Below are 24,677 nucleotides of genomic sequence, written 5' to 3'. Positions count from 1 at the left end.
GCTTACTTAAGCTCAACCTCTGCTCCAGCTTCTTCTAATTGTGCTTTAAGCGCTTCAGCTTCGTCTTTAGCGATTCCTTCTTTGATTGGTGAAGGTGCATTATCAACTAATTCTTTTGCGTCTTTAAGACCAGCTCCAGTTAATTCCTTAACTAGTTTTACTACTGCTAATTTAGAAGCACCAGCTGCTTTAAGAATTACGTCAAATTCTGACTTTTCTTCAGCTGCTTCAGCAGCACCACCACCAGCAGCAACAGCTACAGCTGCAGCAGCAGGCTCGATACCGTACTCATCTTTTAATATAGTAGCTAACTCATTAACTTCTTTTACAGTTAAGTTAACTAATTGTTCTGCGAAATCTTTTAAATCTGCCATTTTCTATCGTTTTTAAAAATTGTAATTTATATGTAATTTAATTAGTGCTATTTTATTAACCTTCTCTTTCCGATAAGGTTTTAACAATTCCTGCAATTGTACCACCACTTGATTTAAGTGCTGATATAACGTTTTTAGCAGGTGATTGTAGTAATCCGATAATATCTCCAATAAGTTCCTCTCTAGATTTGATGTTAACCAAGTTTTCTAACTGATCATCACCAACATAAACAGATTCTTCAATAAATGCGCCTTTAAGTACAGGCTTATCAGATTTTTTTCTGAATTCCTTAATTACTTTTGCTGGTGCATTTCCTGTTTCAGAAAACATTAAAGAAGTATTTCCTTTAAGCGTTCCTGCTAAGTCACCGAAGTCTTTATCTGAACTTTCCATTGCTTTAGCAAGCAATGTATTTTTAACTACTGCTAATTTGATTCCTGCTTTAAAGCAAGCGCGACGTAAATTTGAAGTACTATCAGCATTAAGTCCTGAGATATCCGCTAAATAAATAGTTGAATTCTCTGTTAGCTGTGCAGTTAAATTTTCAATTACTTGTGATTTTTCTTCTCTTGTCATAATTTCTAAATTTTACTACTCAACAAATCTTTTAGTGTCAATTTCCACACTTGGACTCATTGTGCTAGACATAAAAATGCTTTTAATATAAACACCTTTAGAAGCCTGAGGTTTCAATTTAACTAGGGTAGTTAATAATTCTTTTGCGTTTCCTGCAATTTTATCGGCATCAAAAGACGCTTTTCCAATTGCTGCGTGAATAATACCAGTTTTATCAACTTTAAAGTCAATTTTACCAGCTTTCACATCAGAAACAGCTTTAGCAACATCCATTGTTACAGTACCAGTTTTTGGGTTAGGCATTAATCCACGAGGTCCTAAAACACGTCCTAATGGTCCTAATTTACCCATAACACTCGGCATTGTTACAATAACGTCAACATCTGTCCAACCTCCTTTAATTTTGTCGAGGTACTCATCTAATCCAACATAGTCTGCACCAGCTTCTTTAGCTTCAGCTTCCTTATCTGGAGTTACTAACGCTAATACTTTTACATCTTTACCTGTACCGTGAGGTAAGGTTACAACACCTCTTACCATCTGGTTAGCTTTACGTGGGTCTACATTAAGACGCACCGCTAAATCCACAGAAGGATCAAAGTTTGTGTTGGAGATTTCTTTTATTAAAGCAGAAGCATCTGCAAGAGTATAAGTCTTAGACTCAACCTTAGCAGTATTTTCTTTTTGCTTTTTTGTTAATCTTGCCATTTTATAGATTCTTTAACTTGATTAAAAAGGTTCAGCACCTTTTATTTTCACTCCCATTGATCTTGCAGTTCCAGCCACCATTTTCATAGCAGACTCAATTGAAAATGCATTCAAATCGGGCATTTTATCTTCTGCGATCGTTTTTACTTGATCCCAAGAAATAGTCGCTACCTTCTTAACGTGTGGCTCACCAGATCCTTTTTTGACCTTAGCAGCTTCAAGGATTTGCACTGCAGCAGGTGGAGTTTTAATAACGAAGTCGAAAGACTTGTCTTTATAAACCGTAATCTGCACAGGCAATACTTTACCTTGCTTATCCTGAGTTCTAGCATTAAATTGCTTACAGAACTCCATGATGTTCACACCAGCAGCACCTAAAGCGGGTCCAACTGGTGGCGACGGGTTAGCGGCACCTCCACGAACTTGTAACTTTACTACTTTACTGACTTCTTTTGCCATTTCTTTAATTTTAATTTGGATTTTTTCAAAAGTGGAAGCCTAAGAAAAAATCTATTACAGCGTGTAACAATTAAACTTTTTCAACTTGCATATAACTCAATTCTAATGGTGTCTTTCTTCCGAAAATCTTAACCATTACCTCAAGCTTACGCTTTTCTTCATTAATTTTTTCAACAGTACCATTAAATCCGTTAAATGGACCATCGATTACTTTTACAGTCTCTCCAATCACATAAGGAATACTCACGTTATCATCTTTAACAGACAATTCATCAACCTTCCCTAACATTCTATTCACTTCCGACTGACGTAATGGAACAGGCTCACCACCTTTAGTCTCACCAAGGAAACCAATAACACCATTGATAGATTTTATAATATGAGGTATTTCTCCAGCCAAGCTAGCTTGAACCATGATATACCCTGGAAAATAAACGCGTTCTTTGTTTATTTTTTTTCCGTTTCTAATTTGTATAACTTTTTCAGTAGGTACTAAAACTTGTTCAATATAGTCTTCAAGATTTAAACGTGTAATCTCAGATTCGATATACGCTTTAATCTTGTTTTCTTGTCCACTCACTGAACGAACAACATACCACTTCTTTGTACTTTTTGTTTCAGTCATATCTTTTATTACGACTTAATCAATTCAAAATAATAAGCTATTATCTTGCTAAACACACTATCAATCCCCCAAACAGCTAATGCTAGGAGTATTGAAAACGCAGCTACAATAACTGTAAGACGTTGCGCTTCAGACAAAGGAGTCCAAGTCACATGATTTCTAAGCTCGTTATAAGATTCTTTAAGATAATTTACCATCACTTGATATTTAATACATTCTTGCACGGGTTGAGAGACTCGAACTCACGACACCTGGTTTTGGAGACCAGTGCTCTACCAACTGAGCTAAACCCGTTTATATAGAGTCGCTATTTTCATCTATGCAGACGCAATAAAGCTAAACCCGTTATAAAAGTCAAGGCGTCCGCTATAAGCGGACACCTTAAAACTCTTTATTATTTATGACTAAAAAATTAGTCTAAAATCTCAGTTACTTGACCAGCACCTACAGTTCTACCACCTTCACGGATAGCGAAACGTAAACCAATGTTCATTGCAATAGCTTGAATCAACTCAACGTGAATTGTTAAGTTATCACCAGGCATTACCATTTCAACACCTTCTGGAAGACTAATATTACCAGTTACATCTGTTGTACGCACGTAAAATTGTGGACGGTAGTTGTTATGAAATGGAGTATGACGTCCACCTTCTTCTTTCTTAAGAACGTAAACCTCTGCTTTAAACTTAGCGTGAGGAGTTACAGAACCTGGCTTAACGATTACCATACCTCTAGAGATTTGAGTTTTCTCAATACCTCTTAAAAGAATACCAGCATTATCTCCAGCTTCACCTCTATCAAGAATTTGACGGAACATTTCAATACCAGTAATAGTAGATGTTAATTTCTCAGCACCCATACCGATAATCTCTACAGGATCCCCAGTGTTAGCGATACCAGTCTCAATACGACCAGTTGCTACAGTACCACGACCTGTAATAGAGAATACATCTTCAATAGGCATCAAGAATGGCTTGTCAACTTCACGTTGTGGCTCTTCGATCCAAGCATCAACTGCTTCCATCAATTCCATAACTGTATCAACCCATTTTTGCTCACCGTTCAATGCACCAAGTGCAGAACCAGCAATAACAGGACCATTGTCACCATCATATTCGTAGAAAGAAAGAAGATCTCTGATCTCCATCTCAACTAATTCTAATAATTCCTCATCATCAACCATATCCACTTTATTCATGAATACAACGATACGTGGAATACCTACCTGACGACCTAAAAGGATGTGCTCACGTGTTTGAGGCATTGGACCATCTGTAGCAGCAACTACTAAGATAGCACCATCCATTTGTGCAGCACCAGTTACCATGTTCTTTACGTAATCCGCGTGACCAGGACAGTCAACGTGAGCGTAGTGACGATTAGCAGTTTGGTACTCTACGTGTGAAGAGTTAATTGTGATACCTCTTTCTTTTTCTTCAGGAGCGTTGTCAATTTGATCAAAAGATCTAGCTTCTGAAAAACCAGCATCCGCCATTACTTTTGTAATAGCAGCAGTTAAAGTTGTTTTACCGTGATCTACGTGTCCAATAGTACCTACATTTAAGTGAGGTTTCGAACGATCATATGTTCCTTTTGCCATGTTGTATTAATTTAATCTTAAGTTATATATTAGTGTTCAATTGTAAACAAAATTGAGCCAATGATGGGAATTGAACCCATGACCTCTTCCTTACCAAGGAAACGCTCTACCCCTGAGCTACACCGGCTTACTGGGTTTGCAGGTTTAGAGTTAGAAGGCTTAAAGTTGAATTAACAACCTTTAAACTCAAAATTTATAATTAGAAATCAAACACTATTCATGATTACCAATTATTTAGAGCGGGAGACCGGGTTCGAACCGGCGACATTCAGCTTGGAAGGCTGACGCTCTACCAACTGAGCTACTCCCGCTTTTATTCTAAATTTAAGATTTAGAATCTAATTTTTTTTCAGAGTACAATACTACATAAAATCTTTTATAAAAAAGAATAAATTTTGTGGGGAGAGCAGGATTCGAACCTGCGAAGACGTAGTCAGCAGATTTACAGTCTGCCCTCGTTGGCCGCTTGAGTATCTCCCCTCAAACTATATAGTATTTTAAAGAACTTTTTCTCTTTTAAAAAGAGCCGATGGAGGGACTCGAACCCACGACCTGCTGATTACAAATCAGCTGCTCTAGCCAGCTGAGCTACATCGGCTTTTTTGCCATTTTTTACACCGAAATTTCAGCATAAAAAAGTCCGCTATTTCTAACGGACTGCAAAGATATATATAATATTCACTTTTGAAAACTTTTTTGTATTTTTTTTTTCAAAAAAATGCTCTTTCTTTTTGTTTTCGTTTCTTAAGCTGTCGTTCTAAGGACTGTACACATTCGTCAGTTCCTTCCTCAAAAGTTTTCGCATCCTTTTTTACCATCAAATCTCCACCAGGAATACTCAGCAAAATTTCTACCATTTTATTTTGTTTCTCACTGGTTTTTTGAACTTTAAGAAATACATCTGCAAAAATGATGCGATCGTAAAACTGTTCTAACTTAGAAAGTCGCTTTTCAACAAATGCAATTAACTTATTATCTGCCGCAAAATTTGGGGTTTGCACATTTACTTTCATACGCATTAAAATTTTTAATTAATATTTAAAAAAAACACCTCTATATAGATAAGACTAAGTTGGTATTTCATTATTTTTATTCTTCTCCTATGTTATTTTGTGTTTCGCGGATGCGCATTACGATGAACCTCTTTAAGTTTTGAAATACTATTATTTGTATAGACTTGTGTAGAAGCTAAGCTCGAATGCCCCAGCAACTCTTTTACAGAATTTATATCTGCCCCTTCATTTAAAAGATGTGTTGCAAAAGAATGTCGTAATATATGAGGACTTCTTTTTATCTTTTCTGAAGCTTTACTAAAATAGGTATTAATAATTCTGTAAACAAGTGTTTCATATATTTTAACTCCTTTTAACGATACAAAAAGATACTCCGAATCTACAACCTCATTTAGTTCCGATCGCAAACCTATATATGTTTCAATTGTACGCACTACTGAAGGCACTAATGGAATGATTCGTTCTTTATTCCGCTTTCCTAATACTTTTATTGTTTTTTGCGCTACAGATACATTAGACAACCTCAACCCTATCAACTCTGCTCTACGAATACCCGTCGAATAAAACAACTCTACGATTAGTTTATTCCGAACTGCCTCAAAATCGGTTGCATCTTCAAGAGAGTCTAATACGGTATCTATTTCTACTTCTGAAAAGGGAATCTGAACCTTCTTTGTTGTTTTTAAGGCTTTGTGTTTTGATAATGGATTTTCAGTAATCTGAGAAGTTTTCAATAAAAATTTATAATAGGTCTTTAACGAGGAGACTTTCCTATTTACAGTTCTGTTTGAAATACCAGAATCTACCAAGCTTATAATCCAACTCCGAATGACACTATAATTTACTTCCGAAAGTGACTTGTACTCGTATCTTTCCGAAGAAAACTCCAAAAAACTTTCTAAATCCTTCTGATACGCAACCACAGTATGTATAGAGTATTTTTTCTCAAGGGTTAAGTAATCTATAAAATCTTGAAAGGGCATATTGTATTAATTTGAAGCTATTCTATTCCTAAATGTACAAAATTGATGAATGCAAACTAAAGAAGTGTCCACGAAAAGCTATAAATATATTGGTTAGCAACGCGACTCAAACATTAGAACATAAAAAAAACCACCAAACAATTAGATTGTTGGTGGTTCTATACTGATAAAGGGTTAAATAGCTTAAATTTCTTCAGCGTCTCTAAGTCCTTGGATGTATTGTGCTTTTTGGATTTGCGCTCTACGTACAACTGACGGCTTTGAAAAAGCTTGTCTTGAACGTAATTGACGCATTGTTCCTGTACGATCGAACTTACGTTTGAAACGCTTTAATGCTCTATCGATATTTTCTCCGTCTTTAATTGGTATAATTAACATAGTACTTAACCTCCTCTCTTTTGGACGGCAAAGATAGTAAGTTTTTTGATATTAGATATTTATTTACAGTTTTTTTTAGCTGTACTTCGGAAAGTTTTACAATGCCGCACTTTCCGAAGCACAAAACATGGAAACAAAGTATTACTCTTTATATAAGGTAGCCCGTTTGCTCAAATCCTGAATCAACTTCTCTTCCTCTTCACTTTCAAGCAAGACATTGTAATTTTTCCAGAATTCCTTATTGTAAGGTCGCTGCACGAAAATATCGTCCGACCATGGCTTTTGAAGCGCTTCAGCAATGGCTTCTGGATCCTGAATCACTTCAGTAAACAAAATTTCTTGCACGGTGTAGTAAAATTGCTCTTCCCGTTCCTTTTTACGTTCCGCCTCGGTTTTTGTCAAACGATCGGAAGATCTATCGCCGGCATTCACCAACTTCGGCGTTTCATAATACAAATAATTAGGATACATCTTTCCTTGATATTCGGTGTAGGTAATTACCAACTTGTGATTGTTTAACGTCCCTAAAAGACTTTTACTTCGTCGTTTTTGCTTATCGGAAGCAGCTACCAAGTCGTATTCAATTTTCTTAATTGCATAGGTATCCCAGTAAATATACAACCAACCATGAGGCTCGAAGCCTTCATTGTAAATCTGCTTGGTATTTAAGCCCACATAATCATCCCCTTTCGTTATTTCAATTTTATAGAGCTTTCTACCATTATCGACAAGTACAGTATCCAATCTAAATTGATGACCTTTAAGCATGTTTTCGCCCAACAAAGCCTTCGATAGGTTCGAATTTCGCACTAAATTAAGACGCCCCTTAAAAAGACCACTCAATCCGTTTACACGTTCATCATTCCATTTTATCGCTTTGGTTAATGAAGACGTTTCAATGGTATCTCTTCGCAGCTCTTTCGACTTCATTACAAAATTGCTAGAGGTATTTCTTAAATAGGATGAATACACAAACAAACTATCAACTTCACGTAAGTCGTAGCTCTTTCTATTTTCATCTACATTAATCTTTAAATTATCGGAGGCTCCGGAAGCATAACTAGAATCGTATAACGTAAGTGCACTTTCAATAAGCCACTTGTATTCCTTTTTGTTGCGTTCTTTGTGTCGTAAAAACCCCTTCTGAAGGTAAGGTTGCTCTGGAAGATTGTCTGGCAATTCCTCAATGGCTCTCAATACAATATCGTTTCCTGTTTTGGGTCTTGTTTCAGCAATTAAAATCACTTCATCCAAAGAAGCCATATCCTCTTCTAAAAAAACATCCATCGATGCATCAAAATCTTTTACAGCACTTCGGAAACTTTTGTACCCGATGGACGAAATAACAAGGGTATCATTTACTTTCGATTCGGGAACATTCAGAATAAAATTCCCGTCCGCATTACTAACGGTTCCTATGGTTGTGTTTTCTAGATAAATACTAGCACTTTCAATGGGTTGATAATTCATAAAATCGACCACTTTGCTTTTAAGCTCAGTCTGAGCAGAAGCTTGTGTGAACGAAATTAAGATAATTAAAAAAAAAAGTTCTTTAACGAAACGAATCATTTGGGTGTCAATTTTAATGAGCACACAATATACGCATCCTTAAAGAACTTTAAAATAAGCTTCTGAAAAGTTTATGTTGCTGGCTTGTATTCTTTGCTATCGATGACCATTTTGGCAATGATTTCTCGAAGTATTTCTGAAGTACCTCCACCAATAGGTCCTAAACGGCTATCTCGTAAAAGACGGGCCAACGGGTAATCCTCCATATAACCGTATCCTCCTAACAACTGAAGACATTCGTACATTACTTCGTCTGAAACTTTGGTAGAAATTAACTTAGACATGGTAGCTTCTTTCACTACATACTCGCCATCATTTAATCGTTTTGCCGTCACATAATTGAACGTTTTACACACTTCAACTTCACTTGTTAATTGCGCAACTTTATGACGTAACGCTTGGAACTTAGAAATTGGCTGTCCGAAAGCGATACGATCTTTCATGTATTGTATGGTGTATTCCAATGCAAATTCGCTACGTGCATGTGCGTTTACTCCCATAATAAGGCGCTCTAATGCAAAATGCTGCATAATATATGGGAAGCCTTTATTTTCTTCACCCATTAAATTTGTTGCTGGAATTGTAACATTATCAAATGCAATTTCTCCAGTATCACTCGCTCTCCATCCAAGTTTATCCAACTTTGTAGAAGAAATACCTGGCGTATCTCTGTCCATTACAAAAATACTGATTCCTTTATTTCCTAGTTCTGGAGATGTTTTAGCAGCAACCACTAAATAATCACTATAAACTCCATTGGTAATAAATGTTTTAGATCCATTTATCACATAGGTGTCTCCTTTTTTCACAGCGGTGGTTCTCATTCCTCCAACATCACTTCCACCAAATGGTTCCGTAATACACAAACATCCTATTTTCTCACCTGTAATACTGGGCGTTAAATACTTTTCTTTTTGCTCGTGGTTACCTTCTTTATTAAGGTGTGTCATTGCCAAGTACGCATGCGCCCACATTGCAGCAGCAAAACCTCCTGAATTCACCTTTTGCAATTCTTCTAAAAAGATAACGGTATAAAATAAATCAAGATCCATACCTCCATATTGCTCAGGATATACAAGTCCGAAATAGCCCATTTCACCAAACTTCTCCCAGATAAAACGGTCTATAGTTCCTGTTTTTTCCCATTTCTCAATATGTGGAACAACTTCTTTCTGCAAGAAATCTTGAAAACTTTTTCTGAAAAAATCATGTTCCTCTGTAAAGTACATCTTACTCATTCGTATTTTATATTTAATAAAATTTGGACGTTTTTTTAAGAATATACTACTCAAAACGGCCTTTTGTTAGTCTATGGACAAATATAACTCAATTAACCGTAATTTACCTTGAGTGAGGCTTTCAATTTTTTCTAATTCTGAAATGGTATCGACTCGTTCTCGAAGGACTCTAAACTCCCATATTTCTTTTGCCAGTTCGAAAGAAATGCCCGGAATGGTTGCTATATCTGAAGCTGAAGCAGTATTTACATTTATCTTTTTTATCTCTTTGGGTGTTTTTACGGTAAATAAATTTAAGGTCCGTGTCACGACTTCTTCATGCAGTCCCCAGACACTATACAGCTGTACATCGGAAGAGAAGCCTCCCAATTTATTGCGGTAAGCAACAATTCGTTTCCCCAATGCCGCTCCTACTCCACTTACTTGTTGTAGCTGAATAGCGGTTGCCAGATTTAAATCCTGCTTTTGATCAAACGGAAGGGCTGTAAATCCTTTTGAAGCTTTTGAGCGTTGAAATTTACTTGTTGAAACCTTAGAGTTGGTTACCCATTCGGGAAATTTAAAAAACGGACTTATACTATCGAGTAAAGAATCAGACACTTGAGTAACTCGTTTGAAGTCAGCAATCGAATTCACCCATTGCTTCTTATCTCTAAATGCCTTCAGACGATTGTACGCTTCAGGAGACATTCCTAATTGATAAGCTTTGGCATCAGTAATAAAATTTGGATTAAAGGGATACAACTTCGGCTTACGCGCTTCAATTTCAGCAGTACGAAGCGAATCCATTTTCTGCTGAAGCAATACCATTTCCGAAGAAGAGGTATCTAAAACCGCATCTTCTGGAAAATCAATAAAAAAATAAACCCCCAACAACGAATGGATGAGTAGTATTAAAAGTAAAATCCCACTTCGTTGATTTCTATTGAAACGAAAGTGGGATTTTATAATTTTCATAACTCCTTACTTAAAAAAAAGGGGAGTTGATATGCTAAGTAATTTGCGGTACGCTTAGAAAGCTACTCTACAGCTTCTTTTTTCAACTTGATTGCATCTAAATATCTGTTCAATTGCTTTTTCACAATTGGAAATAAGAAGAACAATCCAACCATGTTAGGGAAAATCATTGCAAAGATCATTGCATCTGAGAAGTCCCAAATTGATTTCATATTAGCTGCAGCTCCAATAACTACAAACATTAAGAATAATATTTTATACACTAAATCGGCAGCTTTTCCTCTTCCGAAGAGAAATTTCCACGATTGTAATCCATAGTATGACCATGAAATCATTGTAGATACAGCGAATAAAAATACTGCGATGGTTAAGAAAATATTAGAGTACGGTATAAATTGAGCAAATGCTACTGATGTAATTCCGGCACCTTCAAAAGAAACTCCGTCAATTAAAATTGCACCACTTCCATCACCACCGTATTCGAAGTAACCTCCAAAGTTGAAAATAATAATAACCAAAGCTGTCATTGTACAAATAACAACGGTATCGATAAAAGGCTCTAATAAGGCTACTAAACCTTCACTTGCAGAATATTTTGTTCGTACTGCAGAATGGGCAATAGAAGCAGAACCTGCTCCAGCTTCGTTTGAAAAGGCTGCACGTTTAAATCCAACAAGCAACACTCCTATAATACTACCTACTCCAATCGCTGTAGGATTAAATGCTTCTGTTATAATCAAATTAAGAGCATCATCAATTAAGGTGAAGTTACTAAGTATGATATACAAACATGCTACTAAATACATTACTGCCATAAACGGCACAACTTTTTCAGTAACCGAAGCAATACGCTTAATACCACCAATAATAATGATTCCGACAAGTATTGCAATTCCAACTCCAATCCAGAATCCTGCTGCGGCACTTTGTAGGTTAAACATTTCTTTTAATACAATAGTTGCTTGGTTTGATTGTGCTGCGTTACCACCTCCAAAAGATCCTCCAATACAGAAAATAGCAAATAAAACTGCTGTAATTTTTCCTAAAGTTGCAAATCCTTTTTCTTTAAGACCTTTGCTAAGGTAATACATCGGACCTCCGTAAACGGTACCATCTTCACCTACATCACGGTACTGAACTCCTAAGGTACATTCAACAAATTTGGTTGACATTCCTAACAATCCACAAATAATCATCCAGAATGTTGCTCCTGGACCACCTAATGCAATTGCCAAAGCAACCCCTGCAATATTTCCATTCCCTACGGTTCCAGAAACTGCTGTTGCTAATGCTTGGAAGTGACTGACCTCTCCGTCTGAACTTTCATCTCTAATGGTATCTTTTATATCACCATCGACCGCTAAATTATCGTCTAACGTACCAATATGATGATCTATATCGTCAACTTTATTAATGTCTACACCTTGTGCAATTCCTCCTTCACCGTACAATTCTTTTGCACCGTACTTTTCAATGTCTTCATATTTTCCTCGAACAGTTTGAATAGCTCTCCAAAAGTATCTGATGTTTGGAAATCCAAAATAAATAGTAAAGAACAAAGCACTTACCACTAATAAGATTAAAACAAATGGAGTTCCAAACACTTCAAAAAAGATAAGGTTTGAAAAAAAGTTTGCAACCGGTGCAAATGCTTGATTTATTTGTTCATCTATACCAACCGCTTCCGAGTCTTGGGCAAAAATGAACATAGGAGTTAGTAATGTTAATAGTGAAAGAAGAAATTTCTTCATAATTTATGGTTAAGATTAGACTTTATTAATGAGTTAGGCAAGATGCTAAAAAAAAACAGTGATTTCAAGTTTTGGTGTGTTAAATTGTTAACGATTCCTTAAACATTATAGAGTTGCTTTAAGCTTTCTATCTGATTTGGTCTTCCTAACAAAATTAATTTCGAATCCTTCTTAATTACCAACGATGGTTCTGGATTTACAATATACTCACCATTAGGAGACTTATACCCAATAATAGAGCATCCTGTTTTTTTGCGAAGGTCTAAATCTACAATTGCTAGTTCTTTTCCATCCGAGCAAATATTTTCAAAAGAAACTTGCTCTACATTCATGCTGTCGTGATCGCCTGAAACAGAAAGATTGTCTAAAAATTCAACCAAATCCGGAACTACCACCAACGAAGCCATATGATCTCCTCCAATTTTATCGGGCATAATCACATTATCGGCTCCTGCTAATTTTAATTTTTTATAACTTGTTTCTTCGGTGGCTCGACTTATAATTTTAAGGTTTTTATTAATCTGTCGTGCCGATAATACGATGAATAGATTATCTGCATCACTAGGCAACGCACATATTAATGTAGAAGCACGATCAATTCCGGCGTGAAGCAACACTTCATCTTCACTAGCATCTCCAAAAACAAAAAGGGTGTCTTCGTCTTCAAACCGCTCTACCACTTCTTCGTCTTTTTCAACAATAATGAAAGGCTTTCTATAATCGATTAGCTTCTGAACGGCCTGCTTTCCGTTTCTACCGTACCCACAAACAACTACATGATTTTGCAATGATTCAATTTTTTTCTCCACCCGTTTTTGCTTTAAATTACCAATGTTGTTTTTACTTAAAATATATTCTGTGATTACAGATATCGCATACCCTACAATAAAGATACTTGAAAGTATGAAAAATGAAATGAATAGTTTTTCAATGTCTGTAAGTGGATGTAGCTCTCCAAATCCGACTGTGGTTATGGTTATCACAGTCATATAAATAGCATCTACCCATTCATATTCAAACAAAAACCGAAACCCTAATATGCCCAATAGAAAAATTAGGACAAGAATGGCTAGGGCTATAATTATTTTAGACTGAAAAACTTTACTCATAAATCGAATACTGAAGTTCTCTTAGTAAAGACTAAATCCTTTAATTTTAATAGAAAGGCGATGGTTAAATAAATTGCAAAACCAACCCCCATGGTTGCGAAAGACACATATATAAAAAACAAGCGGACACTTTTTGCACGCATCCCCAAACGGTCTGCCAAGCGAGAGCTTACATAAAAACCGCGTTTTTCTAGATAGTATCGTATTTTATAAACTGCTTGTAACACGTAAGCAAATTACGGTTTTTTATACAAATAAGCACCACTCATTTTAAAGTGACCTTTCCTTTTAAAATAGCATTTCCTATAGCGCATTCTGTACATCTATTTTTAGCACAATAGTTTTCCTTAAGTTGCAATACTGCTTGCGATTCAAAAGCATGATGCGCAACTGTTTGTAATTGGTTAAATTTTATAACGACCGAATTTTCTTCAGGTACAGTCCGCATCATTACTTGCAACAACAAATCAATCATACTATTTCCCTGCCTTTTTCCATAGCAGAACAACACAGGAACTAGGGTATTTATAAGTAGTAAATCCACAAACTTCTTGGTCATTTTTTTACTTCTTTTTGCTGAAACGACGCCAAAATTATAATGTGTATCCCAATAAGAACTCGCAGCAACAGTTAGCAATGCATAGAGTTTTTTAATAATTTCTTCGGAAACTGCTTCGGAAGCGATTCCGACCACGGTCGAAAATAATTTTTTATGGGTTATATATAAGGTAGCCAATTGTGACAATCGTATCGTCGGAAAGTTTGGCGGTCGTAGTCGGAAGTATTTTGGCTGAATTACAGTGTGATTGGATACCTGAAACTTGTGCTTTATATATTCGTAGTTCTGCTGAAGGGCCTTGTAATAAACATCTTCCAAACCTCCTTCTAACAAACCTGCTTGCCCCAACAACAAGCTTTCTAAATCTATTTGATGGTGACTGCATTTCTGAATGACCGAAAAATCGACCGATTGCGCAATGCTCAAAAATGAAGCTCCGTTTACTTTTAATCCGAAGTTTTTACACAACAGCTCAAACAACACAGCTTCCCAATGATTGTGATGCGCCTTCAGTAGTTGTTCAATTTTAACTGCTTTTTGCTCTAAACGTTCTACATACAACCGTTCTAACCAATGTTTCAGTAAAAAAGAATCGATTTGAGCAAAGTCGTCTTCACAATTAATCCATTTGTGTTTTACTTTAAAGAGCTTCTGATAGGCTTCAAACACTTCCGAAGCAATACAACTTTTCACCTCTAAGGTTGAAATTGTAGTTTCATCCTTTCTGAATATTTCGGAATCATACTCCCAAACTACATGTAATATGACACTGTCGTAAGCCGCATCTTTTTGATGTTGATGCGCGTACCAATCTGAAGCTTTTATATGTATTTCTACATTTCCAGCCCATAATTGCTCCCCAATGGTAAGTTTCGCATTAAAAAAATCGGGACCCGAATTTAAATTGTGTTGCCCAACCGCAACCACAGAAATTGGCTCTCCAGAAATGGTTCTTAATTGCGTATTTGTAAACTTTTGAAACTTCCAGACGTAGTGAAGAAAATCCTCATTCATATCATACTCTATAATGAGGGAGTCGTGAAGTTATACTAAGATACTAAAAAAATGAGAATGACTCCTTTTTCAACAGAAAACGAAAGGGACGTCTTTATTTTATTGTTTTTCAACAACGTCACTTTGGTCTACTGACTTTTTAATTTCTTCAGAAGTAATCTCTGCAGATAGAACGCGGCTCCATTTATACAAGCGTCTTTTTAGCAAGATAAATCGACCGATTCCTATTGCTAAAAAACAGACACAAATAACCAACGCAGCATATCCCAACCAATGAATGCTTTCGAAATCCTCTAATTGTAGTAACGCCAACCCTCCAAGTAATAAATATAGAGAAGCCCTAATATATGCCAACAATGTACGTTCGTTGGCAAGTTTCGTGCGTTCCAATGCCAAAATTTCTCTTGTATTGATAGGAACTGGCTTGGTGCGTAAAAAGCGAAATAATTGAAATTTTTTATCTTTCATTTTTCTAAAAATAAAAAAATCCTGCGATTTGCAGGATTTTTTTAGTCTTTATTTAAGTCTTAAAGAGCACTTATAATATCGTGCTTTGTTATAATGTGATATTTCCCGTCGCCAAGATCTACAAGTACAGCATTGTTTTCCTTATTCATCAATTTTGAAACATCTTCAACAGACGTTGTTTTCTGAACAATTGGAAATGGCTTACTCATCACATCTTTAATAGGCAGATCTGAAATATTTTTATTCGCCATATACTCCCGAAGCAAATCAGTTTCATCCAAGGCTCCAACAAATCCAGTAATATCTTCTACAGGAATTTGAGAAATCTTGTATTCCTTCATACGTTCAATGGCGTGACCTACCAACTCTTCAGTACGAACAGTAATCAGTGGTTTATTGGCATGTTCTTTAATTAAATCGGCCGCAATTGTTGCTTCGTCTTCAATAAATCCGCGATCGCGCATCCACTCATCATTGTACATTTTACCTACATAACGACTTCCATGATCGTGAAATAACACTACAACCACATCATCTTTCGTGAATTGGTCTTTTAGTTGCAACATCCCTTTCATAGCAGCTCCTGCTGAATTCCCTAAAAACATTCCTTCTACTTTAGAAAGTTTTTGAGTGTAAATCGCCGCGTCTTTATCAGTTACTTTCGTAAATCCGTCAATCACTGAAAAATCTACATTTTTAGGAAGAATGTCTTCTCCAATTCCTTCGGTGATGTATGGATAAATTTCATTTTCATCAAAAACACCTGTTTCGTGGTATTTTTTAAAGACACTTCCATAGGTATCGATTCCCCAAACTTTAATGTTCGGATTTTGTTCTTTTAAGTATTTCCCAACACCGCTTATCGTTCCTCCAGTACCAACACCTACTACAAAGTGTGTGATTTTACCTTCGGTTTGTTTCCAAATTTCGGGTCCAGTACTTTCGTAATGTGCTCTTGCGTTACTTGGATTGTCGTACTGGTTTACATACCAACTATTTGGTGTTTCTTCAGCAAGACGTTTTGATGTGGAATAGTACGATCTAGGATCGCTAGGATCTACATTGGTTGGACATACCACCACTTTACTACCTACAGCACGAAGAATGTCCATTTTCTCTTTGCTTTGTTTATCGCTTATTACACAAATCATTTTATAGCCTTTAATAATCGCTACAAGTGCAAGTCCCATTCCCGTGTTCCCTGAAGTACCTTCAATAATAGTCCCTCCTGGTTTTAGGCGTCCATCTGCTTCAGCATCTTCTACCATTTTTAACGCCATACGGTCTTTTACCGAGTTCCCTGGATTAAAGGTTTCGTATTTCGCCAATACTAGCGCTGGAATTTCCTCGGCTAGTTTATTGATTTTTACCAACGGTGTATTTCCGATGGTTCCTAATATATTTTCTGCGTATTCCATGGTGTTTTTTTAACGGTGCAAAGGTATGGTTTCGCTGTGGATGCTACAACCATTTTTTCCGTTAGGGATAGCGGCGGCATCCCCACCTTCGCGGAGCGGTATGGTGGAATATAGCTGAAAGCCTACCTTTGTCGGCAGACAGGCCCGATCCGCCTAGTAACTGGGAACGCCCAACTACTCGAAACGAATTGCCTTTACAGGAGATATTTTTGAAATGATATACGACGGAATCAGTAACATTAACAAGCACAAAGCGAAAGTTCCTGCATTGAGAATTAATATGTAGCCGAAATCTAGATAAACAGGCGCTTCAGAAACGTAATAAGTATCTGGGTTTAATGGGAAAAACTTACCGTATTTCTGAAGCAACAGGAGTCCGATGCCGATTACATTTCCCCAAAATAATCCTACACCGATAAGGTACATAGCATTGTATAAAAACACTTTACGCACACTCCAATCACTGCATCCTAACGCTTTTAGAATTCCAATCATTTGAGTGCGTTCAAGAATTAATACGAGTAGTGCTGTAATCATATTGATCCCTGCCACGAGGATCATAATCCCAATAATTAGGGCGATATTGAAGTCGAATAAGTCCAACCATTCGAAAATCGCGTAGTATTTATCGCGAATGGTTTGTGTATCTAGTGTGCTTCCTGTTTCGTTGTAAACGGCATTTCCAATGGTTCCGATGTTATCAAAATCGTCTACAAACAACTCAAAAGCACCAATTTGGTCTTCTTCCCAATGATTGAGTCGTTGAATGTGTCGAATGTCTGCAATGATAAATTGCTCGTCAAATTGTTGAAATCCGCTATTGTATATCCCAACGATGGTAAAACCTCTGCTTCGGAAAGCGCTTTTGCTTTCACTATCCCAGAAAAACGTTCGAATGGTTTCGCCTACTTTTAAATGAAGTCGGTTCGCGAGGTATTCGGAAACAAGTACTTCTTCGTTTAAACCTTCTTGAAAATTCGGAAGTTTCCCTTCTGTCAAGAACTCCGAAAAATACTGCCAATCATAATCTTTCCCAGCCCCTTTAACAACTACTCCTTCAAAATCGGTTTCGGTTCTAATTACTCCTCCTTTTGAAGCGGTAATTTGTATGTGATTCACACCATCCACCATATTAAAATCTGGATAGAAATCTTGGTTTTTAGAGATTGGAATGTTAGAATCGTTCGAGAAATTGGTATCGAAATTGGTAATAATAATATCTCCATTAAAAGCAGAGACCTTTTCACGAATCTTTTTTTGAAGTCCAACACCCGTAGCGATAGATATTAGCATCATTATAAGCCCCAATGCAATTGCAGTAATTGCAATTTTTATTATTGGAGCCGAAATACTACTTTTATAATCTTTGGCGGCTATGATTCGCCGGGCGATAAAAAACTCGAAATTCACGCTTTGTCTATGAAATTATCTTTTGTCAAAAATACATTAATCTTAACGCTTTTGGTATGTTTTTCTTGCGGAAGTAAAAGTCAGAACCAAAACACAAAAAATCAATCGGAAGGATTGTTCCTAAAAGACGAAACTATTCCAGCGATGACGGAAGCTTCTATTGTGTTGGGAGCAGATCGTTTTCAAGAATACCTTCCTTTGCTCGCCAACAAAAAAGTTGGAATTGTTGCCAATCAGACCTCTGTAGTAAACAACACACATTTGGTCGATGTATTGCTTGATTTAAAAGTTTCTATCACAAAAGTATTTGCACCCGAACATGGTTTTAGAGGAACTGCCGATGCTGGTGAACTTATAAAAGACGGGATTGATACCAAAACGGGATTGCCTATTATTTCGCTCTACGGAAAAAATAAAAAACCATCGCTACAACAACTGCAAGGAATAGATGTGATAATATTCGACATTCAAGATGTAGGCGCACGCTTTTATACCTATATATCTACCTTACATTATGTGATGGAAGCGTGTGCCGAAGCAAACATTCCTGTAATTGTGTTCGACAGACCAAACCCCAATGGTCATTATATCGACGGTCCTATTTTAGAACCTGAACACAGTAGCTTTGTGGGAATGCACCCGATTCCTGTGGTACACGGAATGACGATTGGAGAATATGCAAAAATGATCAATGGTGAAGGTTGGTTACAAAACAAGGTTTTATGTGATCTTTCTGTGATTTCAATGGAAAACTACAACCATCAAATTCCCTATTCCCTGCCTATTAAACCTTCTCCTAATTTACCCAACGACACGGCTATAAATCTATATCCAAGTCTTTGCTTTTTTGAAGGCACATTTGTAAGTGCTGGTCGCGGTACCGAACTACAATTTCAAATTTTTGGAGCACCTTCTTTAGATGCAAAATTATATCCTTTTTCGTTTACTCCAAAAGCAAATGAAGGGTCGAAATATCCTAAATTTAAAGACGAAAAATGCTACGGAATGGATCTTCAGAATGTTGAAAAATTGCATCAAATAAACCTTGACTGGCTTATAGACACGTATGCGAGTAGCCATGAAAAAGAAACCTTTTTTATTCCGTTTTTTACAAAATTAGCGGGAACAGAAAAACTTCAGAAACAAATTGAAGCAGGACAAACTTCTCAAGAAATTCGGAAAAGTTGGGCTGCCGACTTGCAAGCTTACAACCAAATGCGCCAACCGTATTTGCTTTATAAATAAGTTGCAATTACATTGCCCCTACTTTTTCAATCTCTTTTTCATTTCCTCAACAATATTATACGCCGCAGGACAAATGGCGACATTTTGTAAGGTAAGGTCTGTAATTTGCTGAAATTTCTTTCGGTTGGTGTGCGGAAACTCGCCACATGCTTTTGGTCGCACATCATAAATACTGCAATAATTATCGGCACCCAAAAAAGTACACGGCACTTGCTGCAACACAAAATCGTTATCTTCATCTACACGCAAATAGGTCTCGATAAATTTTTGCTCTTTCATTCTAAAATGTTTCGCAATACGTGCAACATCTTTATCGGTAAACAAAGGTCCAGTCGTTTTACAACAATTGGCACATGTTAAACAATCGGTGCGCTCAAACTCATCGTCATGTAGCTCTTGCATCAACACATCGAGATGTTTTGGCGGTTTTTTCTTCAACGTATTGAAGAACTTTTTTGTCTCGTTATGCGTATCTTTGGCGCATTGTGGGAGTTGTTTTAAAATTTCGTCCATACCAATTTCAAAAGTAATCATTTCTTCTCAATGAAAGATATATTAGGCACCGCATTGCTCGATTTTTACCACGGAAAGTATACCGAGGACATCATCACTGAAACTAATATTAGTGAAGAAGACATATTACCGCTACCCTATTTTTTCAGAACGCATGCTGAAATGCCTCAGATAGAGCGAAAAGCGTTGCAATTGTCTAAAGGAAAAGTACTCGATATAGGTTGTGGTGCTGGTTGCCATGCGTTGTACCTTCAAGAAAAAGGACTCCCTGTTACTGCCATAGATACATCTGAAGGTGCCGTAGAAGTCTGTACGCTTCGCGGAATTAAAGATGCGAGATGTATTGATTTAATTCGTTTGGAAAACGAGAAGTTCGATACCATTTTACTCTTAATGAACGGAACTGGAATCTTTCAGAAGTTAGAATTTATCTCCGTATTCTTAGATCATTTAAAGTCATTACTTACACCTAAAGGTCAAATATTAATCGATTCTAGCGACTTACGATATATGTACGACGAAGGAGAAGACGGCGGAATTTGGATCCCTGGCGATTCGTATTACGGTGAACTTGAATTTTCTATGAAATACAAAGGGGAAGAAAGTGATGTCTTCGACTGGCTGTATTTAGACGAGCGTATTTTTGAAACCGCTTGTATTGCAAGTGGCTTACATTTTGAAGTACTTACGCGCGGTGAAAATTTTGATTATTTAGCTCGAATTACTGTTGCGGAGAATAACCCTGCTTAATTAAATCACCCATTTTAGCGGCAAACAATTCACGACTCCAGTGTCCAGATATTTCTGAAATATCTACTGAAAGTTCAGCACGTTTACCTTCAATTTTTCGCCCCAATTCGCTATCAAAAAAGGCTGTCACCTTATCGTTATCTTCTTGGGTTGTTTCTGGCGATCTTGACACCATTCGCTGCGCAGCTTCACTTTTATAGAAGGTTGCCATTTTTTTAATTTCAGCTTCGGTAAAGTGCTTTCTGTAAGCAAATGTTAGAAAATTTACTATTTCCTCTATACTTTCAGCTTTATTATTTTTTAATTCAGCCCAAACTGAGGCAGGAACATCGGCAGTAGAAAATTGATTTTTTAATACATCAAACATTTGGTCGTACGCATCACTATATTGCGCTTTGGTTCCGTTGTTATTTAAGTAATCAATAATATTTTCTTGAAAGGAATCAACTTGTCCTGAAACAGAGATACTAATTGCACAAAAAAGCGTTAAAAAAAGTGTACGTATTTTCATAATGAACATATTAAAGGTATGTTTGTTGCTCGCAAATTTATAATAATGAAACATTTTAACCGCACTTTCTTTAGTTTATTATTCGTCTTTTTATTGGTAATCTCCTGTAAAAAAGATGATAACACTAGTTCTGTTGAGGACTTAAAAGCGGAAAACAGAAAGGCGTTAGGTGTTTCTGCGGAAGATATTTTATCGGACGATACGTATTCTAGTCTTAGTGTTGAATTGGTCTATCCTGAATTTTCGAAACCCACAGATGAAGCTATCGCTAACTTTAGAAGTTTTTTAGAAGAACGATTGAATAAGCCTGGCGGGATTACTTTTACCGAAACCCAAATTACAAGTCCGACAGGCACTCCGTACGACATCGATGAGATCAAAACCATTGAGGACGAAAACAGAACTCTTTATACAGAAGGAGACGATATTTCAGTGTATATTTTCTTTGCAAATGGGAATTCAACTAATGATACCAGTACTTCTGTAACATTAGGAACTGCTTATTTAAATACTTCTATCGTTATTTACGAACGTACTCTCCAAGACTTTGCTGCCAACAATCCAACGATTAATCTAATCGATTTAGAAACGGTAACTTTAGAGCACGAGTTTGGGCATATACTAGGACTGGTAAACATTCAAGGAGACGATATTCACTCAGACCACGAGGACCCTGCTCATGGGAAGCACTGTGTTGTTGAAGAGTGTTTAATGTATTTTGAAAGTAATACAAATCGACCAGCGGCTATTGTTGAATATTTCTCAAACCAACGCAGAAGTGTTTCTGGCTTAGACCCACTATGCATTGCCGATTTACAAGCAAAAGGAGGAAAATAGCTAAAGCTACAATCCCCTTTAAATTCAATAAAATAGCAGATAATTCTTGTTTTTTAGTTTTATTTTTTGTGTTAAGGCACTTTCTTTCTTTTTCGAATAAAAACTCGTTGAGATTTGTATTTTGGCTGAATACCATAGTTGCGTTAGACATTTTTCTCACAATACTTTAATTTAAAGTATGAGGAAATTCCCAAGTAATAATTAACTATCTTTGCTTCGGAAAATAACACTACCCTAAACTGCTAAATCATGCATCACACTGTGCATAACAAGCAATAACAAATCCCCTAACCAACGCTATTATGGAAAAGAACGAATTTTTAGAGAAACATGTTTTTGTAGATTTAAAAAACACCAACGATGGTTTTAATTCTGAAGAAATTCATCACTTTTCTGAGTCCGATTTCGGGATCCTTTTGAAAAGAGCTGCTAAGTTCGGAATAGGAATCTATAAAATTGAACCTTGGTTGAATGGAAAAGTCTTTGGTTCTAAAACAAACGAAGATTACAACAAAAAAGCCACCAATTCGAAATGGTATATTAGTGCCTTTTCAGATTTTAAAAGAGAAGAATCTGATCTTCAATATTCAGCAACATTTAAGCTTTCTGAAAAACTACTCAACAAAGAAAATTTAAATTTTTAAAGTTCGAGCACGTTTAGCTTCAGAAGTAATAACTGATATTTTAAAAAACAATTGAAACGACCCCATGTATATTTCTTCATTGAAATAGATATGGGGTCGTTTTTTATTTCGATAAAACGAAAACCTTTCCGAAGTAAAAAAATTACTCTTTACTATACACCAAAGCTCCGTTTACAAAAGTTGCAATCACTTTCACTTTCGGGATGCTATCTTCAGCAATGGTCATAATATCTTGATTTAGTATGGTGAAATCGGCAAATTTACCTGCTTCAATACTTCCTTTTTCGTTTTCTTCAAAATTAGAATAAGCTGCCCAAATCGTCATTCCTTTTAGGGCTTCTTCTCGACTTAAGGCCTCTTCTTTTCTGAAACCATTTTCAGGATACTGTTGCAAATCTTTACGAGCTACAGCCGCGTAAAATGTGTACATCGGATTTACTTGTTCTACAGGAAAATCGGTTCCTAATACCACAATTCCAGCTTTATCTAATAACGTTTTATAAGCATACGCACCTTTTATGCGCTCGGCTCCTACTCTATCTTCTGCCCAATACATATCGCTCGTTGCATGTGTTGGTTGCACCGACGGAATGATATTATTCGAGAAATAATCGAAATCTGAAGGACTTACAATTTGTGCGTGTTCTACTTTCCAACGGGCATCTGTTTTCCCTGTCAGTGCTTTTTTATAGGCACGTAATACCGAAATATTTGCCGAATCCCCAATAGCGTGTGTGTTCATTTGAAAACCAGCCGCTGCAATTTTCTCAGCTAAAAACGCCAAGCTATCCGCATTTGTAATCATCGCTCCAAAATGTCCATCTTTATCGCTATACGGCGCACGCATAGCAGCTCCTCTCGATCCTAAGGCACCATCGCCATACACTTTTACCGAACGTACATTTAAACGCTCTGTTTTTACAATTCCGTTGTTTAAATAGTAGTCTAAATTTTCAGGAGTATTTGAAACCATCGCATAAACCCGCAACGACATATCTCCTGCTTGTTGTAAGCTATCAATCAATTCAATAGTCATTCGGTCGAGTCCTGCATCGTTTACAGTGGTAAGTCCATTCTCTAGGCAGATTTTTTCAGCAGCTAGCAAGGCTTCAGAAGCTGTTTCACTTGTCATTTCAGGAAAGGTGTTCCATAGTAATTCCATCGGACTGTCAATTACAATTCCGCTAGGCGCTCCGTTTTCTAACACTACTTCGCCACCTTCCATCTTGGTTTCTGCAGTAATACCTGCCAATTCTAATGCTTTTGTATTTGCAAGTAATGCATGGCCATCTACGCGCCCTAAAGCAACAGGAGTGTCTGGAAATAAAGAATCTAGTTCTTTTTTGGTCGGGAATTCTTTTACGTCCCAATCGTTTTGATCCCAACCACGACCTATTATATAGTCTCTATTTTTTTCTTTCTGAAAGGCCACTACACGCGATAAAACCTCATCATAACTCGTGGTTCCTACTAAATCTACATGTTGAAGCATCGCTCCTAAGTTGAATAAATGTGCATGCGCATCAATCAATCCAGGGACAATTGTTTTTCCTTTGGCATCGTAGGTTTCAGCAATTGCATATTTCAACTCAAGCTCAGGTTTTATGCCTATTTCTAGAATCTTTCCATCTTTAACTACAAAGGCATTGGCTGTATCAAAATTTTCGTTTACCGTATAAATAGTAGCGTTTTTTACGAGCAAATCGGCAGGAATCTTTTTAGGAGCACAAGAGATGACACTAAGTATCACAACAAGAAGTAGAAGGTTTTTCATCTGAATATATTTTCAGTAAAAGTAAAGAAAAACCGCTCTAAAAAGCAAGAATTAATCAATTTGTAAGGTGACATTGATTGAGTACGATTTAAAAAACGCACTAGTGTGAATACTTAATCTGTTTGTCTGGACGAGCCTGCCTTTATCATCAGACAGGCGCAGTCGAGACCTATTGGGTATATTGTTTTACTTA

General features: G+C 36.7%; 27 protein-coding genes and 5 tRNA genes. 4 read left to right on the top strand and 28 right to left on the bottom strand.

All coding sequences use genetic code 11. The annotated features are described in order from the left end of the window. Nucleotides 1–2 precede the first annotated feature (2 nt). The 25 genes from rplL to BLQ00_RS15265 all read right to left on the bottom strand — a co-directional run bounded on the left by rplL (nucleotide 3) and on the right by BLQ00_RS15265 (nucleotide 18,210). Nucleotides 3–374: a 50S ribosomal protein L7/L12 gene (rplL, locus tag BLQ00_RS15385; RefSeq protein WP_093145204.1), complete on the bottom strand. Its 372-nt coding sequence runs from the start codon at nucleotides 372–374 to the stop codon at nucleotides 3–5. Between the two features lie 55 nt (nucleotides 375–429). Next, a complete protein-coding gene (gene rplJ, locus BLQ00_RS15380) occupies nucleotides 430–951 on the bottom strand; it encodes a 50S ribosomal protein L10 (RefSeq protein WP_093145203.1) in 522 nt (173 codons plus the stop codon). Between the two features lie 15 nt (nucleotides 952–966). Continuing rightward, nucleotides 967–1,659, bottom strand: coding sequence for a 50S ribosomal protein L1 (gene rplA, locus BLQ00_RS15375; protein WP_093145202.1), 693 nt, complete (start codon nucleotides 1,657–1,659; stop codon nucleotides 967–969). A gap of 21 nt (nucleotides 1,660–1,680) precedes the next feature. Beyond that, complete coding sequence (rplK, locus tag BLQ00_RS15370) at nucleotides 1,681–2,118, bottom strand: 50S ribosomal protein L11 (protein WP_093145201.1); 438 nt, start codon at nucleotides 2,116–2,118, stop codon at nucleotides 1,681–1,683. 70 nt (nucleotides 2,119–2,188) lie between these two features. Then, the gene (nusG, locus tag BLQ00_RS15365) at nucleotides 2,189–2,743 is read right to left on the bottom strand and encodes a transcription termination/antitermination protein NusG (protein WP_093145200.1); all 555 of its coding nucleotides are present in this window, start codon (nucleotides 2,741–2,743) and stop codon (nucleotides 2,189–2,191) included. A gap of 8 nt (nucleotides 2,744–2,751) precedes the next feature. Continuing rightward, complete coding sequence (gene secE / locus BLQ00_RS15360) at nucleotides 2,752–2,940, bottom strand: preprotein translocase subunit SecE (protein ID WP_093145219.1); 189 nt, start codon at nucleotides 2,938–2,940, stop codon at nucleotides 2,752–2,754. A gap of 24 nt (nucleotides 2,941–2,964) precedes the next feature. After that, a tRNA-Trp gene (locus BLQ00_RS15355) sits at nucleotides 2,965–3,037 on the bottom strand. A gap of 118 nt (nucleotides 3,038–3,155) precedes the next feature. Further along, nucleotides 3,156–4,343, bottom strand: coding sequence for an elongation factor Tu (gene tuf / locus BLQ00_RS15350; protein WP_093145199.1), 1,188 nt, complete (start codon nucleotides 4,341–4,343; stop codon nucleotides 3,156–3,158). 55 nt (nucleotides 4,344–4,398) lie between these two features. Beyond that, nucleotides 4,399–4,470 (bottom strand) — tRNA-Thr (locus BLQ00_RS15345). A gap of 111 nt (nucleotides 4,471–4,581) precedes the next feature. After that, a tRNA-Gly gene (locus BLQ00_RS15340) sits at nucleotides 4,582–4,654 on the bottom strand. An 87-nt stretch (nucleotides 4,655–4,741) separates the two neighbouring features. Then, a tRNA-Tyr gene (locus tag BLQ00_RS15335) sits at nucleotides 4,742–4,823 on the bottom strand. A 44-nt stretch (nucleotides 4,824–4,867) separates the two neighbouring features. After that, nucleotides 4,868–4,941: transfer RNA gene (locus tag BLQ00_RS15330), tRNA-Thr, on the bottom strand. Nucleotides 4,942–5,053: 112 nt separating this feature from the next. Next, nucleotides 5,054–5,356 carry a ribosome hibernation-promoting factor, HPF/YfiA family gene (gene hpf / locus BLQ00_RS15325; RefSeq protein WP_093145218.1) on the bottom strand — a complete coding sequence of 101 codons (303 nt, stop codon included), beginning with the start codon at nucleotides 5,354–5,356 and terminating at the stop codon, nucleotides 5,054–5,056. Nucleotides 5,357–5,448: 92 nt separating this feature from the next. After that, on the bottom strand, nucleotides 5,449–6,339 hold the full coding sequence (locus BLQ00_RS15320; RefSeq protein WP_093145198.1) for a tyrosine-type recombinase/integrase: 891 nt from the start codon (nucleotides 6,337–6,339) through the stop codon (nucleotides 5,449–5,451). A 183-nt stretch (nucleotides 6,340–6,522) separates the two neighbouring features. Further along, nucleotides 6,523–6,717, bottom strand: coding sequence for a 30S ribosomal protein S21 (gene rpsU / locus BLQ00_RS15315; protein ID WP_093145197.1), 195 nt, complete (start codon nucleotides 6,715–6,717; stop codon nucleotides 6,523–6,525). 141 nt (nucleotides 6,718–6,858) lie between these two features. Next, nucleotides 6,859–8,286, bottom strand: coding sequence for a carboxypeptidase-like regulatory domain-containing protein (locus BLQ00_RS15310; protein ID WP_093145217.1), 1,428 nt, complete (start codon nucleotides 8,284–8,286; stop codon nucleotides 6,859–6,861). Between the two features lie 71 nt (nucleotides 8,287–8,357). After that, a complete protein-coding gene (locus BLQ00_RS15305) occupies nucleotides 8,358–9,524 on the bottom strand; it encodes an acyl-CoA dehydrogenase family protein (RefSeq protein ID WP_093145196.1) in 1,167 nt (388 codons plus the stop codon). Between the two features lie 66 nt (nucleotides 9,525–9,590). Then, nucleotides 9,591–10,481: a ComEA family DNA-binding protein gene (locus BLQ00_RS15300; RefSeq protein ID WP_093145195.1), complete on the bottom strand. Its 891-nt coding sequence runs from the start codon at nucleotides 10,479–10,481 to the stop codon at nucleotides 9,591–9,593. A gap of 62 nt (nucleotides 10,482–10,543) precedes the next feature. Next, nucleotides 10,544–12,232, bottom strand: a complete 1,689-nt coding sequence (locus tag BLQ00_RS15295; protein ID WP_093145194.1) for an alanine/glycine:cation symporter family protein — start codon at nucleotides 12,230–12,232, stop codon at nucleotides 10,544–10,546. Between the two features lie 98 nt (nucleotides 12,233–12,330). After that, nucleotides 12,331–13,341 (bottom strand): potassium channel family protein, encoded by a 1,011-nt coding sequence (locus BLQ00_RS15290; RefSeq protein WP_093145193.1) that lies wholly within the window; start codon nucleotides 13,339–13,341, stop codon nucleotides 12,331–12,333. Further along, nucleotides 13,338–13,568, bottom strand: coding sequence for a PspC family transcriptional regulator (locus BLQ00_RS15285; RefSeq protein ID WP_093145192.1), 231 nt, complete (start codon nucleotides 13,566–13,568; stop codon nucleotides 13,338–13,340). The genes BLQ00_RS15290 and BLQ00_RS15285 overlap by 4 nt, the downstream gene beginning before the upstream one ends. A 38-nt stretch (nucleotides 13,569–13,606) precedes the next feature. Beyond that, complete coding sequence (locus tag BLQ00_RS15280; RefSeq protein WP_093145191.1) at nucleotides 13,607–14,914, bottom strand: DUF2851 family protein; 1,308 nt, start codon at nucleotides 14,912–14,914, stop codon at nucleotides 13,607–13,609. 99 nt (nucleotides 14,915–15,013) lie between these two features. Continuing rightward, nucleotides 15,014–15,382, bottom strand: coding sequence for a DUF202 domain-containing protein (locus BLQ00_RS15275; RefSeq protein ID WP_093145190.1), 369 nt, complete (start codon nucleotides 15,380–15,382; stop codon nucleotides 15,014–15,016). A gap of 59 nt (nucleotides 15,383–15,441) precedes the next feature. Continuing rightward, entirely contained in the window at nucleotides 15,442–16,800 is a 1,359-nt protein-coding gene (locus BLQ00_RS15270; protein WP_093145189.1) for a pyridoxal-phosphate dependent enzyme, read from the bottom strand. A gap of 174 nt (nucleotides 16,801–16,974) precedes the next feature. Then, nucleotides 16,975–18,210, bottom strand: coding sequence for an ABC transporter permease (locus BLQ00_RS15265; protein WP_093145188.1), 1,236 nt, complete (start codon nucleotides 18,208–18,210; stop codon nucleotides 16,975–16,977). A gap of 9 nt (nucleotides 18,211–18,219) precedes the next feature. Between BLQ00_RS15265 and BLQ00_RS15260 the strand changes: the two genes are divergently transcribed. Next, nucleotides 18,220–19,455 carry an exo-beta-N-acetylmuramidase NamZ family protein gene (locus tag BLQ00_RS15260; RefSeq protein WP_093145187.1) on the top strand — a complete coding sequence of 412 codons (1,236 nt, stop codon included), beginning with the start codon at nucleotides 18,220–18,222 and terminating at the stop codon, nucleotides 19,453–19,455. A gap of 18 nt (nucleotides 19,456–19,473) precedes the next feature. On the opposite strand, the gene BLQ00_RS15255 is transcribed toward BLQ00_RS15260, so the two are convergent. Next, the gene (locus tag BLQ00_RS15255; protein ID WP_093145216.1) at nucleotides 19,474–19,968 is read right to left on the bottom strand and encodes a YkgJ family cysteine cluster protein; all 495 of its coding nucleotides are present in this window, start codon (nucleotides 19,966–19,968) and stop codon (nucleotides 19,474–19,476) included. Between the two features lie 30 nt (nucleotides 19,969–19,998). On the opposite strand from BLQ00_RS15255, the gene BLQ00_RS15250 reads away from it, so the two are divergent. Then, on the top strand, nucleotides 19,999–20,718 hold the full coding sequence (locus BLQ00_RS15250) for a class I SAM-dependent methyltransferase (RefSeq protein ID WP_093145186.1): 720 nt from the start codon (nucleotides 19,999–20,001) through the stop codon (nucleotides 20,716–20,718). On the opposite strand, the gene BLQ00_RS15245 is transcribed toward BLQ00_RS15250, so the two are convergent. Beyond that, nucleotides 20,690–21,229 (bottom strand): DUF2059 domain-containing protein, encoded by a 540-nt coding sequence (locus BLQ00_RS15245; protein ID WP_175445474.1) that lies wholly within the window; start codon nucleotides 21,227–21,229, stop codon nucleotides 20,690–20,692. The two genes, BLQ00_RS15250 and BLQ00_RS15245, sit on opposite strands and share 29 nt — an antisense overlap. A 45-nt stretch (nucleotides 21,230–21,274) precedes the next feature. On the opposite strand from BLQ00_RS15245, the gene BLQ00_RS15240 reads away from it, so the two are divergent. Continuing rightward, entirely contained in the window at nucleotides 21,275–22,066 is a 792-nt protein-coding gene (locus tag BLQ00_RS15240) for a membrane metalloprotease (RefSeq protein ID WP_139149432.1), read from the top strand. Between the two features lie 302 nt (nucleotides 22,067–22,368). Then, entirely contained in the window at nucleotides 22,369–22,710 is a 342-nt protein-coding gene (locus BLQ00_RS15235; RefSeq protein ID WP_093145183.1) for a hypothetical protein, read from the top strand. Between the two features lie 142 nt (nucleotides 22,711–22,852). Here the strand turns inward: BLQ00_RS15235 and BLQ00_RS15230 are convergent, their stop codons facing one another. Continuing rightward, a complete protein-coding gene (locus BLQ00_RS15230; protein ID WP_093145182.1) occupies nucleotides 22,853–24,484 on the bottom strand; it encodes an amidohydrolase in 1,632 nt (543 codons plus the stop codon). Nucleotides 24,485–24,677 lie beyond the last annotated feature (193 nt).

Origin of the sequence: Ulvibacter litoralis (genome assembly GCF_900102055.1) — a bacterium.
Classification (GTDB): Bacteria; Bacteroidota; Bacteroidia; order Flavobacteriales; family Flavobacteriaceae; genus Ulvibacter; species Ulvibacter litoralis.
Note: the sequence above shows the minus strand (reverse complement) of the source record. Positions and strands in the feature narration are given on the sequence as shown.

Excerpts from the sequence above, each read along its gene's own strand:
- rplL (WP_093145204.1), bottom strand. The coding sequence starts at position 374 with ATGGCAGATTTAAAAGATTTCGCAGAACAATTAGTTAACTTAACTGTA.
- rplJ (WP_093145203.1), bottom strand. The coding sequence starts at position 951 with ATGACAAGAGAAGAAAAATCACAAGTAATTGAAAATTTAACTGCACAG.
- rplA (WP_093145202.1), bottom strand. The coding sequence starts at position 1,659 with ATGGCAAGATTAACAAAAAAGCAAAAAGAAAATACTGCTAAGGTTGAG.
- rplK (WP_093145201.1), bottom strand. The coding sequence starts at position 2,118 with ATGGCAAAAGAAGTCAGTAAAGTAGTAAAGTTACAAGTTCGTGGAGGT.
- nusG (WP_093145200.1), bottom strand. The coding sequence starts at position 2,743 with ATGACTGAAACAAAAAGTACAAAGAAGTGGTATGTTGTTCGTTCAGTG.
- secE (WP_093145219.1), bottom strand. The coding sequence starts at position 2,940 with ATGGTAAATTATCTTAAAGAATCTTATAACGAGCTTAGAAATCATGTG.
- tuf (WP_093145199.1), bottom strand. The coding sequence starts at position 4,343 with ATGGCAAAAGGAACATATGATCGTTCGAAACCTCACTTAAATGTAGGT.
- hpf (WP_093145218.1), bottom strand. The coding sequence starts at position 5,356 with ATGAAAGTAAATGTGCAAACCCCAAATTTTGCGGCAGATAATAAGTTA.
- BLQ00_RS15320 (WP_093145198.1), bottom strand. The coding sequence starts at position 6,339 with ATGCCCTTTCAAGATTTTATAGATTACTTAACCCTTGAGAAAAAATAC.
- rpsU (WP_093145197.1), bottom strand. The coding sequence starts at position 6,717 with ATGTTAATTATACCAATTAAAGACGGAGAAAATATCGATAGAGCATTA.
- BLQ00_RS15310 (WP_093145217.1), bottom strand. The coding sequence starts at position 8,286 with ATGATTCGTTTCGTTAAAGAACTTTTTTTTTTAATTATCTTAATTTCG.
- BLQ00_RS15305 (WP_093145196.1), bottom strand. The coding sequence starts at position 9,524 with ATGAGTAAGATGTACTTTACAGAGGAACATGATTTTTTCAGAAAAAGT.
- BLQ00_RS15300 (WP_093145195.1), bottom strand. The coding sequence starts at position 10,481 with ATGAAAATTATAAAATCCCACTTTCGTTTCAATAGAAATCAACGAAGT.
- BLQ00_RS15295 (WP_093145194.1), bottom strand. The coding sequence starts at position 12,232 with ATGAAGAAATTTCTTCTTTCACTATTAACATTACTAACTCCTATGTTC.
- BLQ00_RS15290 (WP_093145193.1), bottom strand. The coding sequence starts at position 13,341 with ATGAGTAAAGTTTTTCAGTCTAAAATAATTATAGCCCTAGCCATTCTT.
- BLQ00_RS15280 (WP_093145191.1), bottom strand. The coding sequence starts at position 14,914 with ATGAATGAGGATTTTCTTCACTACGTCTGGAAGTTTCAAAAGTTTACA.
- BLQ00_RS15275 (WP_093145190.1), bottom strand. The coding sequence starts at position 15,382 with ATGAAAGATAAAAAATTTCAATTATTTCGCTTTTTACGCACCAAGCCA.
- BLQ00_RS15270 (WP_093145189.1), bottom strand. The coding sequence starts at position 16,800 with ATGGAATACGCAGAAAATATATTAGGAACCATCGGAAATACACCGTTG.
- BLQ00_RS15260 (WP_093145187.1), top strand. The coding sequence starts at position 18,220 with ATGAAATTATCTTTTGTCAAAAATACATTAATCTTAACGCTTTTGGTA.
- BLQ00_RS15255 (WP_093145216.1), bottom strand. The coding sequence starts at position 19,968 with ATGGACGAAATTTTAAAACAACTCCCACAATGCGCCAAAGATACGCAT.
- BLQ00_RS15250 (WP_093145186.1), top strand. The coding sequence starts at position 19,999 with ATGAAAGATATATTAGGCACCGCATTGCTCGATTTTTACCACGGAAAG.
- BLQ00_RS15245 (WP_175445474.1), bottom strand. The coding sequence starts at position 21,229 with ATGAAAATACGTACACTTTTTTTAACGCTTTTTTGTGCAATTAGTATC.
- BLQ00_RS15240 (WP_139149432.1), top strand. The coding sequence starts at position 21,275 with ATGAAACATTTTAACCGCACTTTCTTTAGTTTATTATTCGTCTTTTTA.
- BLQ00_RS15235 (WP_093145183.1), top strand. The coding sequence starts at position 22,369 with ATGGAAAAGAACGAATTTTTAGAGAAACATGTTTTTGTAGATTTAAAA.
- BLQ00_RS15230 (WP_093145182.1), bottom strand. The coding sequence starts at position 24,484 with ATGAAAAACCTTCTACTTCTTGTTGTGATACTTAGTGTCATCTCTTGT.